Genomic DNA, 22,259 nt, shown 5'->3' with positions numbered 1-22,259 from the left:
CTATGAATATACAAGCTACAGCTCCTGGAAAATTATTTATCGCTGGTGAATATGCAGTCGTTACTCCAGGACAACCGGCACTTATTGCAGCTGTCAATCGCTATTTAACCGTTACGTTAACTCCTTCTCTTGAAGAAGTTGGAACGATTTACTCGACTCAACAACCGGATTTGACACTTCATTGGAAAAGAGAACAAGGACTTTTACAAATCATCGAAGAAAATCATCCATTTACCTTGATGACTACTGCGATTGATGTTGCTGAAACTTATGCGAAACAACGAAATTATTGGAATGAAGAGCTCTATCATTTAAAAGTAACAAGCCAATTAGACGATGTTCACTCGAATATTAAATTTGGTCTTGGCTCTAGTGGAGCTGTCGTTGTTGCGACCATTGATGCTATTTTACAGTGGCATCATGTTCCTGTTGAACCACTACTCGTTTATAAATTAGCCGCTATTACGAATACTCTTCTCGGCAGTAATGGTTCCTTAGGAGATATTGCTTCCAGCGCCTTTGGTGGCATCATTTTATATCAGCGAATCGATGCAACATGGATCAAAGAACAATTGCAACAGTATTCTATTGCAGAAGTCGTTCAAAAAGAATGGACAGGCTTAGTCATTCAGCCAGTATCTTTACCAACATCTCTAAAAATGCTCGTTGGATGGACAAAAGAAAAGGCCGACACTTCTTCATTCGTATCCTCCGTTACTCATACAAGAACACAAGAGGAAAAAGATGCGTATTATCAACAATTTTTAAAACAAAACACAACGATTCTTGATCAAATAACGACTGCCTTAGAAAATGAAGATACGGAAGCATTTCTACAAGGAATTACGAATAATCGAACTCTCTTATTAAACTTTGCTAAAGAGATGAGTATCATCCTCGAAACTCCATCTCTTACAAAACTTTGCCAAATTGCGATTCAAGAAAACGCAAGTGCCAAAACTTCTGGAGCTGGCGGTGGCGATTGTGGAATTTGCTTTATTACAAAACCTCAACAAGAAGAAACCATTACGAATCAATGGGAAGAAGCTGGTATTCATCCATTAAACTTAGAAATAGCCCCTACAAAAGGTGCTATTAGAAAGGAGCTCTCATGACACAAGCCTATACACAACAAATGAAAAGAAAAGATGAACATGTGGGTCATGCGACTCAACAATATCAATCACAGTCGCATTTAGAATTACGACAAACTCGCTTTGTCCACCATCCTCTATCTGAAATGGCTGTAGATGAAGTTTCTCTTCAAACAAAAATGGCAGGCTTCACTTTAGAAACTCCATTTTTCATTAATGCGATTACTGGTGGAAGTCCTAGAACGACTCTCATTAATCAACGACTAGCGCTATTGGCGCATGAAACAGGAATTGCGATGGCAACCGGATCGATGAGTATCGCCATGAAAGACCCTTCTACTGCAGAAAGCTTTACCATTATTCGAAAAGAAAATCCTAACGGAATTGTATTGGCGAATTTAGGAGCCCATTATACGGTTGAATCTGCTAAAAAAGCGATTGACCTCATTGAAGCAAATGGGATTCAAATCCATGTAAATACGTTACAAGAATTAGTGATGCCAGAAGGCGATCGTTCTTTCCATCATTGGTTAAAAAATATTGAGGAAATCGTCTCTCATGTAGACGTCCCTGTTATTGTTAAAGAAGTGGGATTTGGATTTAGTAGAGAAGCCATGCAAGAACTGATCAATGTCGGAGTTCAAACGATTGATATTAGTGGACGTGGAGGCACAAATTTTGCAGCCATCGAAAATGCTCGAAGAGAAGATGATTTATTCGATGAATTAGAAGACTGGGGACAAACAACGGTTCAGTCCTTAGTAGAAGGCTATGATTTACCTTGTGAACTAATTGCTTCTGGGGGCATTCATTCACCATTAGATATTGTAAAATGCCTTGCTCTAGGAGCAAGTGCTGTAGGAATGTCTGGAGAATTTTTACACTTAATTCGCCCACAAGACTCACTACCAACAGCCATACAAACCGTTAATGACTGGAAGAATCAATTGAAAAATATTTACACCTTATTAGGCGTTTCAAACACAGAAGCATTACGCCAAACAGACATCATCCTACCAAACACCACCGCCCACTGGTGCAACGCCCGCCACATAAACTGGACAACCTTCGCAAATAGAAGTAGAAAGAAATAGGAAGAAAATTATCCGTCATAAAAATGAACGATGCAGAAACAAAGAACTTTTCCTTAATAGCATGAGATTCGCATTTACGAAGCTGATTAGCGTCCGTTGTTGCTCCTTCAAAAAATAAATAGAAAAACAAAAAAATTGTCATGATAGCAGAAGCAACCAAAACCGCAGTAGCGGTTTTAGTTGCCGGAAAATTTGAGACCGCAGGTCTGCTGGCGTCCGTTGCTATTCATAACAATTTTTTTGTTTTTCTATTCTACGACACAAATAAGAAATGTATGATTTTTAATAGATAGGCGAAAAATCCGATAATCAATAAGCAAATCATCACCACATGCAAATAAACTCCAACCATCGAAGTATTTACAAACGATTGAACCACATTTACCTTCGAAAAAATTAAAATATAAATCAACCCTATCCAAAATCCTAAACTTAATAGGCGCTTCATAAACTCTCCTTCATTCAGGGATTACTTCATTACAAAATATTGAATAAATAAACTAGTAGCTCCAACTACAAACCAAGATGCCAATCCTGTAGCAATCGGTTTAACTCCCGCTTCACGGAAACTCTTAAACGACACTTGGCAACCAATTCCTGCTAACGCCATTGCCATTAACCATTTAGAAGCTAATTTTGCATATGGGACAAATTCTTTAGGGAAAATTCCCACACTTGTCACAACCGTTGCAATTAAGAACCATAAAATAAACATTGGGAAAATCTTTTTCCAATTCACAGGTTCTCCTGATTTCTTTTGACGTCTCGCTTCAATAAGTGACAATATTAAACAAGCTGGTAAAATCATCAATGCACGTGTTAATTTTACAATGGTAGCAATATCTCCTGCTCCACTACTATAACTATAACCAGCAGCTACTACACTTGAAGTATCATTAATTGCTGTTCCTGCAAATAATCCAAATTGTGCATCTGTCATTTGTAACACATGGCCTAAAAACGGGAACAAGAAAACAGCAATAATATTAAATAAGAAAATCGTTGAAATCGACAAGGCAATTTCTTCATCATCTGCTTTAATAATTGGAGAAGCTGCTGCAATCGCAGAACCTCCACAAATGGCTGTCCCAAACCCTACTAATATCCGTAAATGGTCTGACAAACCTAACCATTTTCCTACAAAAGCTGCTGTTAAGAAAGCTGCTGCAATCGTAACAAACGTTACTTGTAAAGACTCTAATCCTGTTTGTTGCACTTGGGCAAATGACATTGTAAACCCTAATGCAATAATTGAATAATGTAATAATTTTTTAGCGGAATAATTAATTCCTGGTTTAAAATCACTTGGTAATGTATAGAAATTACTTACTAACATCCCTAAAACAATCGCAAATACCGCACTTCCAATAATCGGCATCGCATCCCCTAAAAAAATTGCTAGTACAGCTAATCCAAAGGTTAATAAAATTCCTCTACTTCGTTGAACCCATTGTTCCATATTTCTCCATCCTTTCAAAAACAATTACACACAAATGTATCACGTCTGCGTTCTTTTTCCGTGAACAATTGTTACTTTTCTACAAATAGTTGTAATTGATTCGATAAGGCTGCAAATTCTTCAATTGTTAATGTTTCTGCTCTACGATTTGGTTCAATCGAAACTACCTCAAGAGCTTCTTGAAGTTGTTCTTTTGTTAGTTTCTCTGGAACATAAGCTTTGACCAAATTATTCCATAATGTTTTTCTACGTTGAACAAAACTATTTTTCACTAAATCAAAGAAGAAAGCTTCATCTTTGACCGTTACTAGAGGCTCTTCTCTACGTTCCAATACTAAAATAGCCGAATCTACATTTGGCGCTGGATTAAAAACTGTTTTTGGAACAATAAATCCGATTTTAGCATGACACCAATATTGAATTGCCACCGTTAATGAGCCATAAGCTTTTGAATTCGGTTGAGCAGTCATTCTTTCTGCGACTTCTTTTTGCATCATCATTGCAAATCCATCAATTGGTAAGCCTGATTCTAAGAGATTCATAATAATCGGTGTCGTAATATAATACGGCAAGTTGGCAACGACTAGTAATCTCTCCTCCACATTGAAGTGTTCTTTAATGACTGTTTCCAAATCAACTTTTAAAATATCTTCATGAATGACTGTGACATTATCTTGATCAGACAATGTATCTGCTAAAACAGGAATTAATCGTCCATCAATTTCAAAGGCTAAGACTTTTTTAGCAGCTCTTGCTAAGCGTTGTGTTAGCGCACCAATTCCTGGCCCAATTTCAATGACGTTGGTTTCTTTGTTAACATCTGCCACATCTAACATTTTTGTTAAAATATTAGGTTCAATCAAAAAGTTTTGCCCTAAACTCTTCTTCACTTTAATACCATGGTGTTCCATAATTTCACGTGTTCGAGTCGGTGTGGCAATATCTTTTTCAAACATCTTTTTAACTCCTTTCTTGTACTTTTTGTACCGCATTTCGTAATTCTTGCTCGGAAATACCGAATATTTTCAATCGTTTCGTTAATTGCTTTCCATTTGTATGTCCAATTCGTAATGCTTTAGACACTTCTTTTCTTAAATAAGACGAGTGAGGATAACCAATCAGTCCTAATTCTAAAATCACCGATTGAGAAATCTCTTCTTGAAGGTCTACTACTGGTTTATACACATGCTCCAATGCTTTTTGAATACTTTCATCGCTAGCATGTTCTACTCCAAGACTTTTATGATTCGTTTTTCGAACGGCTTCTTCTCTTTCAATAAAAGCATGACTAACCGTTGGAATCGCTTCTTGAATAATCGAACGAATTCTTTGTCCTGGATAATCGGGATCTGTAAACACGATGACTTCTCGAATGTCACTTGCCTTTTTAATTAATGCAAGTGTTTCATCATCAATAGCTGAACCATTCGTTTCAATCGTTTCAATTTCTGGAAAAACTTCCTTTAATCGACGAGTGTCATCTCGCCCTTCTACTACTATAATTGGATTCATTTTAATCCTCTTTCTTCAAATCGAAATAGCTTCATTGCATTTGCTGTCGAAGCTTTAGCAATTTCTTCCCAAGCCATTTCTCTTTCCTTAGCAATTGTTTCAACAACATAGCGAGTATATCCTGTTTCGTTTCTCTTTCCACGGTAAGGAACAGGGGCCAAATAAGGTGCATCTGTTTCAACTAAAAGACGATCGAGCGGAACGATTTTTGCACACTCACGAACTTGAGGGGCATTTTTAAACGTCACTACACCACTAAAAGAAATATGCATCCCTAAATCTAAGAAACGTTTCATATATTCCACATCCCCATTATAACTATGCATAATGCCACCGATATCTCGAATATCTTCTTCTTTTAAAATACGATAGCAATCTTCTGTCGCATCACGGTTATGAATGACAATCGGTAATTTCATTTCTTTGGCAATGGCAATTTGGCGACGGAATACTCGTTCTTGTTCTTCAGGTGTAGAATCATCCCAGTAATAGTCTAATCCCATTTCCCCCATTGCCACTACTTTTGGATGGGTTAATTGTGTGATTAATCTTTTCTCAATTTCTGGTGTATAGGCATGCGCTTCGACCGGATGCCATCCTACAATCGCCACTACTTCTTCAAAAGTTTCACTTAACTGGAGAGCTTTTTCAATCGTTGGTGTATCAAATCCGACAACTGCAAAACGTGTAACAGCTAATTCTTTTGCACGTTGAATAACGTCTGCCTCTTCTCCTTCGAATTGCTCGACATTTAAATGTGTATGTGTATCAAAAATCATTTTGAATTCTCCTACTGAGTCCTATCTAGTTGCTCCATTTAAAAATGGATTACTTGCAATTTCATCTTGTAATGTTGTTGGTTCTCCATGACCTGGGAAAACAACCGTATTTCCTGGTAAAGGTAATAAATATTGTTCAATTCCTGCCATTAATGTCATATGACTACCATATGAGAAGTCGCTACGTCCAACACTGCCTTTGAATAAAACATCTCCTCCGATAACAAATCCATTATCTTTGAAAATAAAAACAGTACTACCTGGAGAATGTCCTGGAATTAACGCTAATTCAGGCTCAAAACTTCCAATTTTCCATTTTCCTAATTCTGCTGGATAGTATCCGTCAGCAGGCTCTACTGTAATATTTTCATTTGAATATAATGAACGGTTGAAATCTGTATTCGTTAAAAATTCTTTTTCAATTTCATTCATATACATTGGAATATTGTAGGCTTTTCTTAATTCATCCACTGCACCAATATGATCTCCATGCGCATGAGTTAACAAAATCGCAATTGGTTTCAATCCTTCTTCTTCAATTAATTCTTTAATATCTTCTGCTTGTGCACCTGGATCAAAAATTAATGTTTCTTTATTTTCATCAATTAAAAAATAAACATTCTCTTGTAGGCGTCCTACTGTTAAACTTAATAATTCCACTGAAGTTCCTCTTTTCTGATTCTTAGTCTACTATAGTTTAGATGCTTTTATGCTTTTTTACAAGTCATGAGGTTATGAAATGCCTTTTTAAACAAATTTGCTCCTACTAACTTCATGCTACTCTTTCCCACAATAATAAAAGGCATACCCGATTTCTCGAATATACCTTTTAAAACATCCATTATGCATTCATTTGTTTTGTAAAATCAATGGCTTTGTCGGCTGCTAACATGACTGGAATTCCCACTAACATGACTACAATTTCACCAACAAAAGTTTCAAAGTAGCTTAACCAAAACGGTAATTCTAAAACAAGTTTTAGCTCAATCGCTACTAAGAAAATCATTACACTAAATACGATAGATAACAATAACATTTTGCCTTTTAAATCTTTGGCAAATCGGAACACGAATGAACCAATCACTAAAGACAAAATAGAATGTCCTAACCCAAATACTAAATCATACACTCCTAAACCAGAGCTAGACATAAAAATAGTATTGGCTAAAATAACACCCGCAATAATCCCATACCCATATTTTTTATCAAAGACAAATAAATGGTTTAACATTTCTGAAATACGGAATTGGATATTTCCAAAGGACATAAAGGCAAATACTGTTGTAATCACCACATATAATGCTGCTACAATCGCATTGATAATCAATACTTTTACATTGTTTTGTTTCATTTCTTTTCCTCCTAGTTTTTTGAATCGAGGGATGGTTGCGAACCTCGATCGTTCAAAACGCCACGAACGATTATACTACAAACCTCTTGAAAATACTAGGAATATCCTAGGTGAACACTTGAAAGAGAAGAAATTCAGCAAAACTCATACTCCAACCAACGAACTACGCAATAGGTCCTAATAAAATATTTGCCCATGCATCATGGAGAGATTCTTGATCAGATGGTTGGAATAAACCAGCTAATACATCACGATATAAGCGTGAAAGTTCTGTTGTATTATAATAAGAACTTCCTCCACTAGCACGTACAATTTCTTCTACCGCTTTTTTCGATACTTCAACAGAACGATTTTTAATAGAAGATAAACGTGGTAACCAAATAAAGCTATATTCTTCGCTTGATTCCAATGTTTGACTTAATTCATTAATTTGTGGTTGAATACCATCTAAAATAATAGCAGCTTCTGCAATTCTCCAACGAATATTTTTATCTTGAGAATATGGAGCATCATTCGATACAGAATGACGAGTTTTCACTGTTTCAATACCGATTTCTAACGCACGTTTTCCAATTCCATGGTAAGTAGCGGCTAATAAAATTTCAAAGTAAGCAAAAATACCGAAAACAACTGGATCAAAGCTTGGACCTGGAGTTACTTTTGTTAAAATTTGCTCTTCTGCAGCATAAATCCCTTTCAATTCAACCGTATTAGATTGAGTTGCTTTCATTCCTAATGTATTCCAATCCTCTTTTACTTCGAATGTTTCTGCATCAGGTGTTAAATAAGCAAAGACAGACAATGGAGATTCTCCAGAAGTGTCTGAACCAAATGAAACTAATTTATCGCAATATTTCCCCATCGATAGGAAAACTTTCTTTCCATAAAAACGATAACCTCCATCTTCTTGTGGCTCCGCTTTTGAAATGGACCCAAATAAAACTCGGTCATTACTTGGTTCAGAAATACCAAATGCTAACAACTTTCCATCAGCCGCATCTCGTAAAATTTGTTCACCCTTCTTATTCCCAAATCGAACCATATGTTTGGCTAATCCAACAATAATTTGGTGCATATTAATACCAAGAGCTGTTCCTGGTGCTGCCATTGCTAGTCTTGTTTGTTCTTGGGCAATTTCTTGAAGAGATAAGCCATATCCCCCATATTCTTTTGGAACAAAAGCTTTATAATACCCTGCTTCTTTTAATGCCTCATAATCTTCCTTTGGCCACGCATTTTCAAAATCATATTGCGCTGCTCTTTGATGAATTTGTTCGAGTAATTCCTCTGATAAAAACATAAAACCCCTCCTAATAAAATCATAACTACGCTTTAAGTATACGGCAATCTTCCTCTTGTTACAATGAAGAAAGCTTGCTGTTTTCTAAAGATTTATCTCCAAATTTCTACAAGAATTTTCTTAACATCTGTGCTACAATATTCTCAATCATTCTATAAGGAGACTTTATGAAAAATCAAACTTTACCTATTTGGAAAAACGTTCGATTTGTATTGAATAATTTATTTTCCAACAAATTCATGTATGTTCGAAACGCCGCCTTCTTACAATTTTTCGTATCCTTTGTTGGCTTTCGAATTTTATCAACCTTATTTAAAGGAATTATTTTTTTATCGGGGCAAAATAATTTTAACTTTAGCAATATGAAATTATTCTTCTCCTCCCCCATTATTATTTTAGCGTTTATTGCATATTTATTCGCCGTCATTTTATTTATCTTTATTGAATTTTCAATTCTTACGTTTATGGTGTATGGAACCATTTCTAAGACACATTTTTCATGGCGAACTAGTTTAAAAAATGCTTTTGGGGAAGTGAGGGAATTTTTCAGCCCACAATTTATTTATTTCTTATTGTATTTATTAACCCTATTACCATTAGGACAGTTTGGAATGACTTCGTTTTTAACCGAACAATTATATATTCCAAACTTTATTACAGAAGAAATTCAAAAAACAACTACCGGAGCAATCGGATCTATCATTTTATATATTGTGCTAGCTTATTTTCATCTTCGATTCATTTACGCTATTCCACTACAAATTTTGACGAACCATTGTTTTTTAGAAAATATGAAAACAAGTTGGGGGCTTACAAAAAAGAAATTATGGAGACATATTGGAATCTTCGTACTAGTTGAACTCGTCCTATCCCTTATCGGATTTTTAGTCACGTTCATTCTCACGATTACTTTAGGATACTTATCTTCTATAATGGATAATGTCTTTATCGTAACGAGCCTGTTTGTCTTATCGAAACTAGTCATTTTCTTTATGACCATTTATACAAAAATTGCCCTAGTGATTATTTTAGTAAAACTAGCAGATGATGAAGACGCCGTAGATGTAACCATCAAGCATCATATTCCTGAAATCCCCTTTAAAAGTACCCTTGTTACAGTAGCTGCTTTTATCGGTTTAACGGTTTACTATTCTGGAGAGGCTATTACAAAATATCACTGGGAAAACTCTTCCTCAGCTGCCATCGTCGCTCACAGAGGATTTACCGAATACGGAGTAGAAAATTCTCTTGAAGCTCTAGAAGCTGCAGCAAAAGAAGGCGCCGATTATGTAGAAATGGATATCTTACTGACAAAAGACAATCGCTTTATCGTCATGCATGATTATAATTTAAAGCGATTAGCACGTCTCAATAAAAAAGTTAAAGATATGACTTATGATGAAATTGTTGGGCTTCCAATTTACCAAAATGATTATGAAAGTCACATTCCTTCTTTTGAAGAATTTGTTGCAAAAGCAAAGGAACTCAATGTTAAACTACTCGTTGAATTAAAACCTCATGGTTTTGAAGGAGCTGACTACACTGACCTCTTTATTGCAAAAATGAGAGAATTAGGAGTTGAAACAACTTACAAAGTAATGTCTATCGACTTAAATGTTATTGAAGAAATTGAACGAAAAGCTCCTGAAATGGATACCGGATATGTCATTCCACTCCAATTTGGCGGATTTGGAAATCCTGCTGTAGATTTTTATGTGGTAGAAGATTTCTCTTATCATGACTTAACAACCATTGCTGCTAGAGAACAAGGTCATGAAGTTTATGTTTGGACAATTAATGAACCTGAAGAAATTAATAAATATCTTCATAGTTCCGTTTCAGGAATCATTACGGACCACCCTGATATTGCTAAAGAAGAACAAAAACAATTACTCGAAGAAAGCACCCCTGTTGAGCGTGTGCTAGATGCGATTAATGTTAGTGTGAAAAAATAAGAAAAAGGAATGAACGTGCCATAAGGGGCGTTCATTCCTTTTATTTTTTATAATCAACTTAATAGAAACTCTCTTAGTATTTCAAAAATTTCTTCTCGTGATAAAACAATATCTTCATTCTGAGGGATAGAATGTATCTCACTTGATAAAAACTGAATAAATCGTTCCATATCTTTTACAATAGTATTTGAAGTATTAATTTTAGATAAAGCATCCTCTTCATGCAGTAACATCGTTAATCTTGCAATATCATTTAAGTGCTTTTTGATTTTTTTGCTTAATCCTCGTTCACCTTGGTTTGATTTTTCTACCATATCAAGCCACGCTTTTGCTTTAAACACAATTAATCCTCGATTGCTCAATACAGAATATTCATCAATAATTTCTTTTTCATTTACTAACAATTGATAATAATCTTTATCTAATAATAAAGCAGACAAACTTGCCTCTTCGGCAAAATGAAGGGGAGTTTCTCTACTAAACTTCTTCAAAGGGTACTCTGGTAAAATACTAAATAATTCTATCATTTCTGGAAATCCAGATTTCTTAGTTGTAAAACGAAAAAGCTGAGGTGATTCTTCTAATTGACTTCCGATATATTCTCCCATTTCTAGAAAATGAATCAATGTATGATAAAAAGCCTTATCCTTTAAATGATCAATAATAACCATATCATAATCTTTAGTCGTACGGCTTTCAAATCCATGAGCATCTAGAACAATGGAAGTGGCTGTTCCTCCAATTAAAACATAGTAATCTTGATATTCCTTAAAAATCTCTTGAAAAATAGGTTTTATATTAGCTGGCATACTTTTCTCCTAATAATGTAAAAATCTTGCTTTCTAATTTCTCTACTTCCTCTTCAATTCGAGGATCTTCATCATCTTTTAAAATCAAATATAATGAAATGGGATCAATTAAAGCAGATTCTCCCTTACTTTCATCTCTTAAGTATTCCTCTTGTAAATAGTTAAAATGTATTGGTTCATAATCCCAAATTTCTATTTTATGTCCTTTAAAAATATGTTGTTGAAAAGATTCCTCAAATTTCTTAAATTGTTTTTTTGATAATGCATAGGTTCCATATTCATCATTATCCGCTAACATACTTATACTTGATAAAGCTTTTGTATTTGAAAGTTTCAAATCTATATTCTGAGCAATTCTTTGAAAATCATCTTCACTCATCAACACAGTATGATGAATTGGATTTTTAAAAAACTTTTTAGCTTCGTCAAAAATTTGAGTTTTTGTTTTAGCAAAGTGATAAGATTTATTTTTATTTGTTAACCAACCTCTATCTTTAAAATTCTTGAAGACCCGATATAAACTTGGAATAGACAAATCTGTTAAACAACTAATTTTCTCTATATTAATTTCAAATGTTGAAGAATCTAACAACAATGAAATAAGAACTTTTTGTTCTGTTGAAGTCATTTTTTTAACTACTTCAACTTCATTTCCTACTTTTGAAAATAAAAATCCTAAATATGGGAAGTAAATATTCTCATGATAATCAAGATATGGTACAGCAATTTGCATTAATTGTTTTTTCTGTACATCAGATAATTTATTAAAAACCAACACAACTGCCAACCCTGTTTGATTTTGAATTCCTTTTGCTTGTTTCACAAAATTTTCTAAACTTCCTGTCCGTTTTTCTTTTACTAATAAAAAATTTTTCTCATTAATCCATAATTCCATAAAATCATATTTTTTATGGAAAATAATTGGCAAATGGAGTTCTACAGGAGATATGCTCACACTAAAATGAAAAGCTTCAAAAATATTTAAAATCTTATCAACATTCATCTTCTCACCTCTTTTTATCACTTTTTCTGCATTTTATCACAACGCATGATAAAATGCGATTTTTTTGATAAAATTAACATCAAACAAACTGACTCGCTAATTGATACACTTGCTTCCCAGATTTCTCCGCGATATTCCAAGTATCAAATTCTACCTTAATGAATTTTCTAATTGTTGAACATATGCTTCCATCTCATGTTTCACCTTCAATCATTTGAGTTTAGCAAAAAAAGACTCTTTAATAACAGATTGCAACCTGCCCAAAGACTCAGAAGTCCTCTGGCATACGCTCCATTATTAAAAAGTCTTTTTTCATCTAATTATTATTTTGTAATTTTTGTAACTCCACCCATATATGGAACTAATGCTTCAGGAATTGTTACACTTCCATCTGCTTCTTGGTAGTTTTCTAAGATAGCTGCTACTGTACGACCAACTGCTAAACCAGATCCATTTAATGTGTGTAATAATTCAATTTTTCCAGTTTCAGCTTGACGGTAACGAATTTTCGCACGACGAGCTTGGAAGTCTACACAGTTTGAGCATGAACTAATTTCACGGTAAGTATCTTGTGCTGGAATCCAAACTTCAACATCATATGTTTTAGAAGCTGAGAATCCCATATCTCCTGTACATAATACAATTGTACGGAATGGTAAGCCTAATCCACGTAATACATCTTCTGCATTATCTGTCATTTTTTCTAATTCATCAAATGATGTTTCAGGAGTTGCGAATTTTACCATTTCTACTTTGTTGAATTGGTGTAAACGAATTAATCCACGAGTATCTCTTCCTGCACTACCTGCTTCTGAACGGAATGAAGGGCTTAATGCTGTGAAATAAATTGGCAATTGTGCTTCTTCTAAAATTTCATTTGCATAATAGTTGGTTAATGGAACTTCTGCTGTTGGAATTAATGTTAAATTACGTTCGTCATTAATTTGGAATACATCTTCTTTAAATTTAGGGAATTGTCCTGTTCCATACATTGATTGTTCGTTTACTAAATATGGTGTAATCATTTCTGTATAACCATGTTTTTCCACATGCAAATCAATCATGTAGTTGTAAATGGCACGTTCTAAACGAGCCCCTAAGCCTTTATAATATAAGAAACGGCTTCCTGATACTTTCGCTCCTCTTTCAAAGTCTAAAATATCTAAAGCTTCTGCTACTTCCCAGTGTGGTTTTGGTTCAAAATCAAAGACACGTGGAGTTCCTTCACGACGAATTTCTACGTTTTCGTTTTCATCTTCCCCTACAGGCACATCTGCTGCAGCAATATTTGGTAAGCGTGAAGCGATGTATTCTAATTTTTCTTCTACTTCTGCTAATAAAGCATCTGTTGCTTTTACATCTTCCCCAACTTGTTTCATTTCTGCAATTTTCGCACTAGCGTCTTCTTTATTACGTTTTAATTGAGAAATTTCTTCCGTTACCGTATTACGGTATTGTTTTAATTGCTCCGTTTTTAAAATTAATTCACGACGTTTTTCGTCTAAATCACGTAACTCTTCTACTACTTGACGCTCTACTCCGCGGTTTTGTAAGCCAACCACAACTTCTTCAAAGTGATCTCTCACTCGTTTCATATCTAACATATCGATTCCTCCAATTTCTTTTGTTTTGCCTGTTGAAAATTTGTTTAAACCATTGTAAAAAAATACACACAACTCATCCCCGACAAATTGTCACTGGGACGAAGTTGTGTGTTTCACTTTTTTCTTCGCGGTACCACCCGTATTCAATGTTTCCATTGCACTCATTTGCGATAACGGTTTGCTCCGGATGGCTTAATCAATGCTTTCACCATGCATCATAGTATGTGGATTCGCTTGTCATACTTTACTAGCTTTCACCAAATGCTAGCTCTCTACAAAAGACTTCAAGTTACTATTCATACAGTTTTATATGTTTGTATTTTACAATATTCTCTAAAGTTGTGCAACAGGTAATCCACAAGAATTACTGTTTCAATACTAACTTCGTTTTAATGCCATCTAAGTCTGTAAAACTAGCTTCGTGTTCACCAATTTCTACATTTTTAGCAAATTTCTTCGCTCTTTCAATCGTATCTTGATACAATTGTTCCTCTTCGAAAATAACTGTATAGTAAGCTAAGCCTCGCATCCCTTCTGTTCTCGTCGATAAGCTTTGCCCACCCCATTCATTAACGGCTAAATGATGGTGATAATTTCCAGATGCTAACCATGAAGCAGAACGAACAGAGAATTTATCTTGCACTTTTAGTACATTTTGATAAAATCCACTCGAAATATCACTCTTACGAACGGATAGATGAACATGTCCCATTCGGCTACCTTCTGGCATTTTATAAGAACCTCCTAAAGGAGTTGCTAAACGATACAATCCTTCTGCATCCATCGCTTCTGTTGTCCCAATAATACGTCCATCTTCCTTAATATCCCATTCAGAAACAGGTCTATCTCGATAGATTTCAATTCCATTTCCTTCTGTATCTTCTAGATAAATCGCTTCGCTATAATCGTGGTCACTCGCTCCAATTAATGGAACAGAATGATCTACAAAATGTTTGAAAATCTGTGCTAAAGCTTCTCTAGAAGGAAGTAAAATAGCCAAATGATAAAGTCCATAACTACCCGCAACATCTAATGTTTCCTCTGTTTTAATTAATCGAACTAAAACGGTCTTGCCCACACCTAAGTCAATCATTGACTCATCTTGATGAATCACGCTAAGACCAAGAACTTGTTGGTAATATTGACTTTGTAAATCTAAGTTACGTACATTTAAGGCAACATATCCTAATTCAAAATCTGATTGATACATACTATCACAACTCCTCTAATTTTTTATAAATCCTTCTGTTAAGCTCCAAATACTTTGAAACGATTTTCTGTTTGAACTTCTTTTTCACTAGCAGGTGCAACAATTGCTCCAAATGGTGCTTGCGCACGTAATTTCCAGTTTGCTGGAATATCATATTTTTCTGCTACTTGTGCATCTACTAATGGATTATAATGTTGAACATTCATCCCAATATTTTTTTCTGCTAATGCTAACCATGTTGCGTATAATGAAATTCCATGAGCTTGTTCTGACCATAATGGGAAGTTATCAGCATAGCTAGGAAATTGTTCTTGAAGGCCTTTGACAACATCTTGATCTTCATAAAATAAAATCGTTCCTTTTGCTTGCGCAAATCCTGCTAAACGTTGTTTTGTAGCTTCAAATGCTTCTGCAGTTGTTACTTTTTCTAATTCTGAATAAGCAATTTCATTCCAAAATGCATCTGATTCTTGATCGAATAAAATCACCACACGAGTTGTTTGCGAATGGAATGCTGATGGAGTTTGAAGAATAGCTCCTTGAATTGTATCCACTAATTCTTGATTAGAAAGCTCCACATTTTTTCCTAAAGCGTAAATAGAACGGCGTTTTGTTTGTAATTCTGTAAAGTTTGTCATATTTATTTCCCCTTTTCTCTTATTTGTTAAATAATTTTATAGTTTAGAATTAGTTTTCTAACTCTTCACTTTATACATTTATTCTATATAGAAATAAATTATTTGTCAACAAAAAATTCTATATAGAAATATTTTTTATTCATAAAAAAGAGACGACCTCTGTCGTCTCCATTTTTAACGAATAAATCTCTACGCTTCTTGCGCATGTAAGAAGCCTTTTACTTTTTGGATGATATTCCCGAAAAAGTCTTTCACTCCTTGAATTATTTTCCCTACAAAGCCTCTTGCTTGACGATAACTATCTGTCACAATATTCGATGGATCGATTTCATATCCTGCAAAAGCAGGAACATGCCCTTCTGTTTGACCATCTACATACCCTAAATCTTCTCCAGGCATTTGGAAATATAGCTCTCCAATTGTTTTTCCTGCAGTAATCGGTGCTTGTAAGGCATTATTTTCATCTAATAACTCTTTAAATGGTTCAAAGCGTACTTTTACTTGGCTCATAGCCGTTCCCTTTGGAACAGCAGCTACAAAATTATCGCCATAATCGACACTAATTTTCTCATCAGAACCACCATTGACTGGATAAGATTGAATATTTTGAACCGATTTGCCTGGAATTCCTACTACTAATCCTTCATATTTCTTGAATAATTCATCTAACATTTTCGCTGTTACTTTAAAACGATTCAATGGTTGCTTAGACCCCATCGATACAACAATGACTGAAAAATTATTACGAGTTGCGGTTGTCGTAATAGAAGCTCCACTAATCTCAGAAGTCCCTGTTTTCAATCCAGTTACACCCTCATATCCGAATAATAATCCTGGAATTAAATAATTAAAATTATCCATCTTTGTCATTCCAGCAGTTCCCGGTCTAAATTCCTTCGTTGCAACAGAAGAAATTTTTAAAATTTCTGGAAAATCTAATACTAAACGTCTTGCTACAATTGCAACAGAACGAGCAGACATACTATTTTCTGCATCATCTCCAAAATTTGGATTTTTTTCTGTTGTCCCAAATTTATTAGGTAATCCTGTTGCATTCACAATCGTTGCATCTTGAATTCCCCAAGATTCAACTTTTTCTTTCATTCGCTCCACCCATTTAGCTTCGCTTCCCGCTAAATATTCTGCCATCGCAATAGTTGCTGCATTTGCAGAATAAATTGAAGTTGCTTCAAATAATTCTTGAATACTGTATTTCTCATTGGGCCATAAAGGAACATTTGATAACGAATAATTGGCACTTAATTTACTTACACGTTCACTAATAGGAATTTTTGTTTCCCATGTGATTTCTGAATTTTTAATGGCTTCTAATATTAAATATTGACTAATCATTTTACTCATCGAAGCAATGCCTCGAACATCATCTTGACTTTTTTCCATCAAAATTTTTCCACTTGTTTGTTCGATAGCAATGTAAGATGCTACATCTTCTAATGCGGCAATTTCTTCTGCTGTTTTAGGTCTTTCAGGTTCATCAGCGTGAACCATTGTTTGCATTGGACTTACTAAACAACAAACCAATAAAGCTGTCACTACCGCCTTCATCCATTTGAATTTTTTCATGTCTATATCTCCACAATTCTCTCTTTTGCCTATCCATCGTATCGAATTTTCTACGAAAAAACAACTCTATTTATATTAAGGTTTTATTACTTTTTTTAATCCGCTTTACAGAAATTTTTTAATTAAAATCCTGAATGATTTCGAAGAAATTCTAACTCTTTTTCTGTCGATTTTCTTCCTAAAATTTCATTACGATGTGGATAGCGTCCAAACTGTTCGATAATAGCTTTATGCATTTTTTCATATTTCGCACGCTTTTCCATACCAGGTTCAGAAAATAATTGTTCTGCCTCTTCGTGAATCGCTAATGACTCTGAATGCATAAATGGCATATATAAAAAACTTCGTTCAATGACCGTTAATTCTTTTGAATACGGTAGGGCTTCTTGTGCTAATACAAGCGCCATGCCATCATATAAAAAAGCTCTTGCATCATCACGATATAAATTTCTAGAAAATTGATCCAATACTATAATTTCAGCTAATCTTCCTTGAATCGTATTTCTCCAATGGCTTAATTCTCCTGCAATGGCTGCTTGATGAATCTTAAAAAAACGTCGGTATATTTCTTTGTCCAATGCTTCAGATTTAATAAACCAATCCTTTGGTTCTAATTCCTCAAACCAAAATTGTAATACTTCTTGAGCTTCCATACTTCCCTCATTTCTGGGCAAAGAAAGAAGAACTCCTTATCAAAGTTCTCCTTTATCTCTTATCCAATTTTTGCTTTTTCTTTGTCACTTAACACTTGATTCATTCGTCCATACTGGTAACCTGCTAAGTCTAATGAAACATAACTAAACCCAATCGAGCGTAATTTACTTTCAATTTCTTGACGATGGTCTAATAATGTAGGTACTAAATCCAGAGATACTTCAATTCTTGCTAAATCTTGGTGAACACGTACACGCACTTGTTCAAATCCTAATTGAATTAAATAAGCTTCTGCTTCTTGTACCCAACGAACTTTTTCCGCGGTAATTTTTGTACCATACGGGAAACGAGAGGCCATACTACAAGAAGGCACTTTGTTCCAATTTTCTACTCCAAGTCTTTTTGCTAATTGACGAATTTCACTCTTATATAATCCAGCTTCTTGTAATAAACTACGAACGCCTTCCTCATTACGAGCTTTTACCCCTGGACGAAAATCATCCACATCATCCATAATCGTACCATCTGATAACACAGTAAATCCTTCCTTTTCTACATGCTGTTTGATCGTTTGATACAATAATTTTTTACTATAATACCAAATTTTAGGAGTATTTGCTGCAATTCTTGGATCTGATAATTCTTCCATCTCTAATCCGATAACACGAGCTCCCATTTCATTGGCTAAATCAATGGCCAAATCAAATTCGTAATCCGGAAACAATTCAGAATTCACTACAGCTGCCAATACATTCTCACTTCCAAGAGTGTCTAGTGCTACTTTTAATAGATAGCTACTATCAATTCCTCCTGAATACGTAATAACAATCTTACCTATTTCCTTTAATAATTCTTTTAATTTGCGTTCTTTTTCATCCATTTCAATTCTCCTTAATGTTGGCTCTTATTAGCCTTCTCTTCCAGTAAAATCTGCTAAATAAGAAATATCTTTTACAATAATTTTCTGGTTCTTAATTTCCACAACACCTTCAGCTTTTAAATCATGAATAATACGATTCACACTATTACGTGTTGAAATCCCACAAAATCCTGCAATATCTTCATTCGTTACTGTAAAATCAATCAGCATGCCATCTTCCGTTTGTACTCCAAACTGCTTTACTAATTTATAAATGAACGCACACACTGCGCCTTTTTTTCCGTTCATCGTCATATATTGTAAAGATTCAATATTTTCAGATAATTTTTGACGATAATATTCTCGAATATAGTCTTGCAATTTATGATCTTCTTTAACATATTCCCAAAATTTAATACGCTGAATTCGATAAAAACTTGCTTCTTCTGACTCTACTCGTACATTAAAAGGTGCAGAAGTATAATTGGATACTTCGTCTCTTAATAATGAAATAATATCGATAGGGGTAATATACGCTAAGTTAAATTCCCGTCCATCTTTTAAGATGATACTTGTTTTAACTACTCCTTCTTTCAATACATATGTATAAGATTCCTCTAATCCGTGATACGCTAAATACATGTGCTTTTTCTTTTTAATCACAGGTGCATTATGCGCTTCAAGAAAGGTTACAAGATAATTTTCTTCCATTTTTATACTCCTTTTTTTTCAAAAATTTACTTGCATTTCTTAAACATTATTATCCTCTTGATAAAAATATTTTTGTTAACATATGTTAACACCATTTGTATTCACATATAAAGAAAAAAATTATATACTATATTGTGTTAGCTATTAACAAAGGAGATGTTAAAAATGGTAGACATTAAATTACCTTATGACAAACAAATAATAACTGCTAGCATTCCTGATAAAAATTTTGCAGGATTGTTAGAATCAGAAGCAGAGAATTTTTCAAATCCTCTTTCTGAACAAGAAACTGTTGAAAAATCAATGGATAATCCTATTGGTAGTAAATCATTAGAAGAATTGGCAAAAGGAAAAAAAGACATTGTTTTAATTAGTTCAGACCACACTCGTCCAGTTCCTTCACATATTATTACTCCTATTATTTTACGTCGTATTCGTAGTGTCGCTCCAGATGCTCGTATTCGTATTTTAGTAGCAACAGGATTCCACCGTCCTTCAACTCGTGAAGAGTTAATTAATAAGTATGGTCAAGAAATTGTCGATAACGAAGAAATCGTAATGCATTTTTCAACAAAAGATGAAGATATGGTAAAAATCGGTCAATTACCTTCAGGTGGTGACTGCATTATTAACCGTGTTGCTGCAGAAGCAGACTTATTAATCGCTGAAGGATTTATTGAATCTCACTTCTTTGCAGGATTCTCAGGCGGACGTAAATCTGTATTACCTGGAATAGCTTCTTATAAAACGATTATGGCAAACCATTCTGGTGAATTTATTGATTCTGATAAATCAAGAACAGGAAACTTAAAACACAACTTAATCCACGAAGATATGGTTTATGCAGCTCGTACTGCAAAATTAGCCTTCATCGTTAACGTAGTATTAGATGGGGAAAAACATATTATCGGTTCATTTGCTGGTGATATGGAAGAAGCTCACCATGTTGGATGTGAATTTGTACGTAAATTAGCTCATGTTAAGAAAATTCCTTGCGATATCGCTGTTTCAACAAATGGTGGATTCCCACTTGACCAAAATATTTATCAAGCTGTTAAAGGGATGACTGCTGCTGAAGCTACTAATAAAGAAGGTGGCGTTATTATTATGGTTGCAGGATGTCGTGACGGACATGGTGGTTCAGGTTTCTATCACAATTTAGCTGATTATAAAGAACCAAAAGACTTTTTAGAAAAAGCGATTAACACACCACGTTTAGAAACAATCCCAGACCAATGGACTGCTCAAATTTTAGCTCGTATTTTAGTTCATCATCGTGTCATTTTTGTATCTGATTTAGTAGATCCTACATTAATTACAGATATGCACATGGAAATTGCTAAAACATTTGACGAAGCATTAGCTCGTGCCTTTGAAATTGAAGGTCCAGATGCTAAAGTTACCGTTATTCGTGATGGTTTATCTGTTATCGTTGAAGACTAGGGATTTATGATGAATAAAAAAGAGATTCTTATTCGCTTTCAAGAGGGACAGCTTTCTTTAGAGGAAGCTGCCTCTCTATTAGAAGGCATCGACGATATGGGGTTTGCTTCTTTAGATCTTTCTCGAAATAAAAGAAATGGATTTCCAGAAATTATTTATGGAGAAGGAAAAACAAAAGAGCAAATTGAAAAAATTATTGGTTCACTAGAAAAAGAAAATCTTCCTGTACTAGCAACTAGAGTCAATAGTGAAAAAGGACAATACTTATTAGAAAAAATTCCACACGGATTTTATTACGAAATGGCAAGAGCATTTGTCGTTCATCCAACTCCAATTCATACTGAACATTACATTGCTGTAGTAACGGCAGGAACAAGTGATATGCCTGTAGCAGAAGAAGCTGCGATTACTGCTGAAACATTTGGAAATCCTGTGAAACGCATTTATGATGTTGGAGTTGCGGGCATCCATCGACTATTCAATCGTTTGGATGATATCCGTGGTGCTAGCGTCATTATTGTCATTGCTGGTATGGAAGGTGCTCTTGTGAGTGTAGTCGCAGGATTAGTAGATGTCCCTGTCATTGCAGTGCCTACAAGTGTAGGATATGGAAGTAACTTACAAGGTTTAACGACTCTGATGAGTATGTTAACTTCTTGTGCTTCTGGAGTGACAGTTGTCAATATTGATAATGGATTTGGCGCTGCTTACTCTGCTAGTATGATTAATCAGATTCGAGGTGTTTCATCATGACACATTTATATTTAGAACCTTTATCTGGCATTAGTGGAGATATGCTGAATGGTCTCCTAATTGATTTAGGAGCTAGTTCAGACTATTTACAACAAGAACTTAAAAAATTAGCTGTAGATGGTTACCATTTACATATTCATAAAATTGCCAAAAGCAGTATTTATGGAATTGATTTTGATGTTCATTTAGAACATGGCGAAAAAGATCATGGAGTCCATGGAGATTTCACACATGAGCATGAACATCATCATGAGCATGAGCATCATCATGAACACGATCATCACCATGAACACGATCATCACCATGAGCACGATCATCACCATGAACACGATCATCACCATGAGCACGATCATCACCATGAGCACGATCATCATCATGAACACGATCATCACCATGAACACGATCATCACCATGAACACGATCATCACCATGAACACGATCATCACC

At 34.7% G+C, this 22,259-nt stretch carries 22 protein-coding genes, 1 pseudogene, 1 riboswitch and 1 other annotated feature; of the genes and pseudogenes, 6 read left to right on the top strand and 17 right to left on the bottom strand.

Annotated features, from left to right (window positions below):
* The first annotated feature begins 2 nt into the window (after nt 1-2).
* Together RWZ86_RS01130 and fni are read left to right on the top strand one after the other, a co-directional pair.
* Complete coding sequence (locus RWZ86_RS01130; protein WP_314679289.1) at nt 3-1,115, top strand: phosphomevalonate kinase; 1,113 nt, start codon at nt 3-5, stop codon at nt 1,113-1,115.
* Nucleotides 1,112-2,188 carry a type 2 isopentenyl-diphosphate Delta-isomerase gene (gene fni / locus RWZ86_RS01125; protein WP_314679287.1) on the top strand — a complete coding sequence of 359 codons (1,077 nt, stop codon included), beginning with the start codon at nt 1,112-1,114 and terminating at the stop codon, nt 2,186-2,188. Before RWZ86_RS01130 ends, fni begins: the two co-directional genes overlap by 4 nt.
* A gap of 253 nt (nt 2,189-2,441) precedes the next feature.
* On the opposite strand, the gene RWZ86_RS01120 is transcribed toward fni, so the two are convergent.
* The 8 genes from RWZ86_RS01120 to RWZ86_RS01085 all read right to left on the bottom strand — a co-directional run bounded on the left by RWZ86_RS01120 (nt 2,442) and on the right by RWZ86_RS01085 (nt 8,589).
* Entirely contained in the window at nt 2,442-2,636 is a 195-nt protein-coding gene (locus tag RWZ86_RS01120) for a hypothetical protein (protein ID WP_314679285.1), read from the bottom strand.
* Between the two features lie 21 nt (nt 2,637-2,657).
* The gene (locus tag RWZ86_RS01115; RefSeq protein ID WP_314679283.1) at nt 2,658-3,647 is read right to left on the bottom strand and encodes a YeiH family protein; all 990 of its coding nucleotides are present in this window, start codon (nt 3,645-3,647) and stop codon (nt 2,658-2,660) included.
* Between the two features lie 71 nt (nt 3,648-3,718).
* Nucleotides 3,719-4,603, bottom strand: coding sequence for a 16S rRNA (adenine(1518)-N(6)/adenine(1519)-N(6))-dimethyltransferase RsmA (gene rsmA / locus RWZ86_RS01110; RefSeq protein ID WP_314679281.1), 885 nt, complete (start codon nt 4,601-4,603; stop codon nt 3,719-3,721).
* 4 nt (nt 4,604-4,607) lie between these two features.
* Complete coding sequence (gene rnmV, locus RWZ86_RS01105; RefSeq protein WP_314679279.1) at nt 4,608-5,159, bottom strand: ribonuclease M5; 552 nt, start codon at nt 5,157-5,159, stop codon at nt 4,608-4,610.
* Entirely contained in the window at nt 5,156-5,938 is a 783-nt protein-coding gene (locus tag RWZ86_RS01100; RefSeq protein WP_314679277.1) for a TatD family hydrolase, read from the bottom strand. The genes rnmV and RWZ86_RS01100 overlap by 4 nt, the downstream gene beginning before the upstream one ends.
* Nucleotides 5,939-5,959: 21 nt before the next feature.
* Nucleotides 5,960-6,598 carry an MBL fold metallo-hydrolase gene (locus RWZ86_RS01095; protein WP_314679275.1) on the bottom strand — a complete coding sequence of 213 codons (639 nt, stop codon included), beginning with the start codon at nt 6,596-6,598 and terminating at the stop codon, nt 5,960-5,962.
* Between the two features lie 181 nt (nt 6,599-6,779).
* On the bottom strand, nt 6,780-7,289 hold the full coding sequence (locus tag RWZ86_RS01090) for a QueT transporter family protein (protein WP_314348566.1): 510 nt from the start codon (nt 7,287-7,289) through the stop codon (nt 6,780-6,782).
* Between the two features lie 5 nt (nt 7,290-7,294).
* Nucleotides 7,295-7,341, bottom strand: a riboswitch (PreQ1 riboswitch).
* Nucleotides 7,342-7,452: 111 nt separating this feature from the next.
* On the bottom strand, nt 7,453-8,589 hold the full coding sequence (locus RWZ86_RS01085) for an acyl-CoA dehydrogenase family protein (RefSeq protein ID WP_314679273.1): 1,137 nt from the start codon (nt 8,587-8,589) through the stop codon (nt 7,453-7,455).
* 167 nt (nt 8,590-8,756) lie between these two features.
* Here RWZ86_RS01085 and RWZ86_RS01080 point away from each other — a divergent pair, with 167 nt between their 5' ends.
* Nucleotides 8,757-10,544 carry a glycerophosphodiester phosphodiesterase gene (locus tag RWZ86_RS01080; RefSeq protein ID WP_314679270.1) on the top strand — a complete coding sequence of 596 codons (1,788 nt, stop codon included), beginning with the start codon at nt 8,757-8,759 and terminating at the stop codon, nt 10,542-10,544.
* A gap of 344 nt (nt 10,545-10,888) precedes the next feature.
* Here RWZ86_RS01080 and RWZ86_RS01075 read toward each other — a convergent pair.
* From RWZ86_RS01075 to RWZ86_RS01035, 9 genes and pseudogenes are all read right to left on the bottom strand, one after another.
* Nucleotides 10,889-11,353: pseudogene (locus RWZ86_RS01075) on the bottom strand (hypothetical protein); the annotation flags it as partial.
* Nucleotides 11,343-12,356 carry a hypothetical protein gene (locus RWZ86_RS01070; protein ID WP_314679268.1) on the bottom strand — a complete coding sequence of 338 codons (1,014 nt, stop codon included), beginning with the start codon at nt 12,354-12,356 and terminating at the stop codon, nt 11,343-11,345. The gene RWZ86_RS01070 and the pseudogene RWZ86_RS01075, both read right to left, overlap by 11 nt.
* Before the next feature lie 323 nt (nt 12,357-12,679).
* The gene (serS, locus tag RWZ86_RS01065; RefSeq protein ID WP_314076734.1) at nt 12,680-13,960 is read right to left on the bottom strand and encodes a serine--tRNA ligase; all 1,281 of its coding nucleotides are present in this window, start codon (nt 13,958-13,960) and stop codon (nt 12,680-12,682) included.
* A 91-nt stretch (nt 13,961-14,051) separates the two neighbouring features.
* Nucleotides 14,052-14,275: a binding site (T-box leader), on the bottom strand.
* Nucleotides 14,276-14,324: 49 nt separating this feature from the next.
* Nucleotides 14,325-15,170 carry a VOC family protein gene (locus RWZ86_RS01060; RefSeq protein ID WP_314679266.1) on the bottom strand — a complete coding sequence of 282 codons (846 nt, stop codon included), beginning with the start codon at nt 15,168-15,170 and terminating at the stop codon, nt 14,325-14,327.
* Between the two features lie 38 nt (nt 15,171-15,208).
* Nucleotides 15,209-15,808, bottom strand: coding sequence for a nitroreductase family protein (locus RWZ86_RS01055; protein WP_314679264.1), 600 nt, complete (start codon nt 15,806-15,808; stop codon nt 15,209-15,211).
* Between the two features lie 189 nt (nt 15,809-15,997).
* Nucleotides 15,998-17,392: a D-alanyl-D-alanine carboxypeptidase family protein gene (locus RWZ86_RS01050; RefSeq protein ID WP_314679262.1), complete on the bottom strand. Its 1,395-nt coding sequence runs from the start codon at nt 17,390-17,392 to the stop codon at nt 15,998-16,000.
* Nucleotides 17,393-17,514: 122 nt separating this feature from the next.
* A complete protein-coding gene (locus RWZ86_RS01045; RefSeq protein WP_314679330.1) occupies nt 17,515-18,045 on the bottom strand; it encodes a DUF924 family protein in 531 nt (176 codons plus the stop codon).
* A gap of 59 nt (nt 18,046-18,104) precedes the next feature.
* A complete protein-coding gene (gene larE / locus RWZ86_RS01040) occupies nt 18,105-18,926 on the bottom strand; it encodes an ATP-dependent sacrificial sulfur transferase LarE (RefSeq protein WP_314679261.1) in 822 nt (273 codons plus the stop codon).
* A 27-nt stretch (nt 18,927-18,953) separates the two neighbouring features.
* Complete coding sequence (locus RWZ86_RS01035; RefSeq protein ID WP_314679259.1) at nt 18,954-19,616, bottom strand: Crp/Fnr family transcriptional regulator; 663 nt, start codon at nt 19,614-19,616, stop codon at nt 18,954-18,956.
* A 165-nt stretch (nt 19,617-19,781) separates the two neighbouring features.
* Between RWZ86_RS01035 and larA the strand changes: the two genes are divergently transcribed.
* From larA to larC, 3 genes are all read left to right on the top strand, one after another.
* Nucleotides 19,782-21,059, top strand: coding sequence for a nickel-dependent lactate racemase (larA, locus tag RWZ86_RS01030; protein WP_314679257.1), 1,278 nt, complete (start codon nt 19,782-19,784; stop codon nt 21,057-21,059).
* Nucleotides 21,060-21,068: 9 nt separating this feature from the next.
* Nucleotides 21,069-21,812: a nickel pincer cofactor biosynthesis protein LarB gene (gene larB, locus RWZ86_RS01025; protein WP_314679255.1), complete on the top strand. Its 744-nt coding sequence runs from the start codon at nt 21,069-21,071 to the stop codon at nt 21,810-21,812.
* The coding region (gene larC / locus RWZ86_RS01020) for a nickel insertion protein (RefSeq protein WP_314679253.1) at nt 21,809-22,259 on the top strand (451 nt) is incomplete at its 3' end. The genes larB and larC, both read left to right, overlap by 4 nt.

The sequence above is a fragment of the uncultured Granulicatella sp. genome (genome assembly GCF_963545075.1).
GTDB lineage: Bacteria > Bacillota > Bacilli > Lactobacillales > Aerococcaceae > Granulicatella.
Note: the sequence above shows the minus strand (reverse complement) of the source record. Positions and strands in the feature narration are given on the sequence as shown.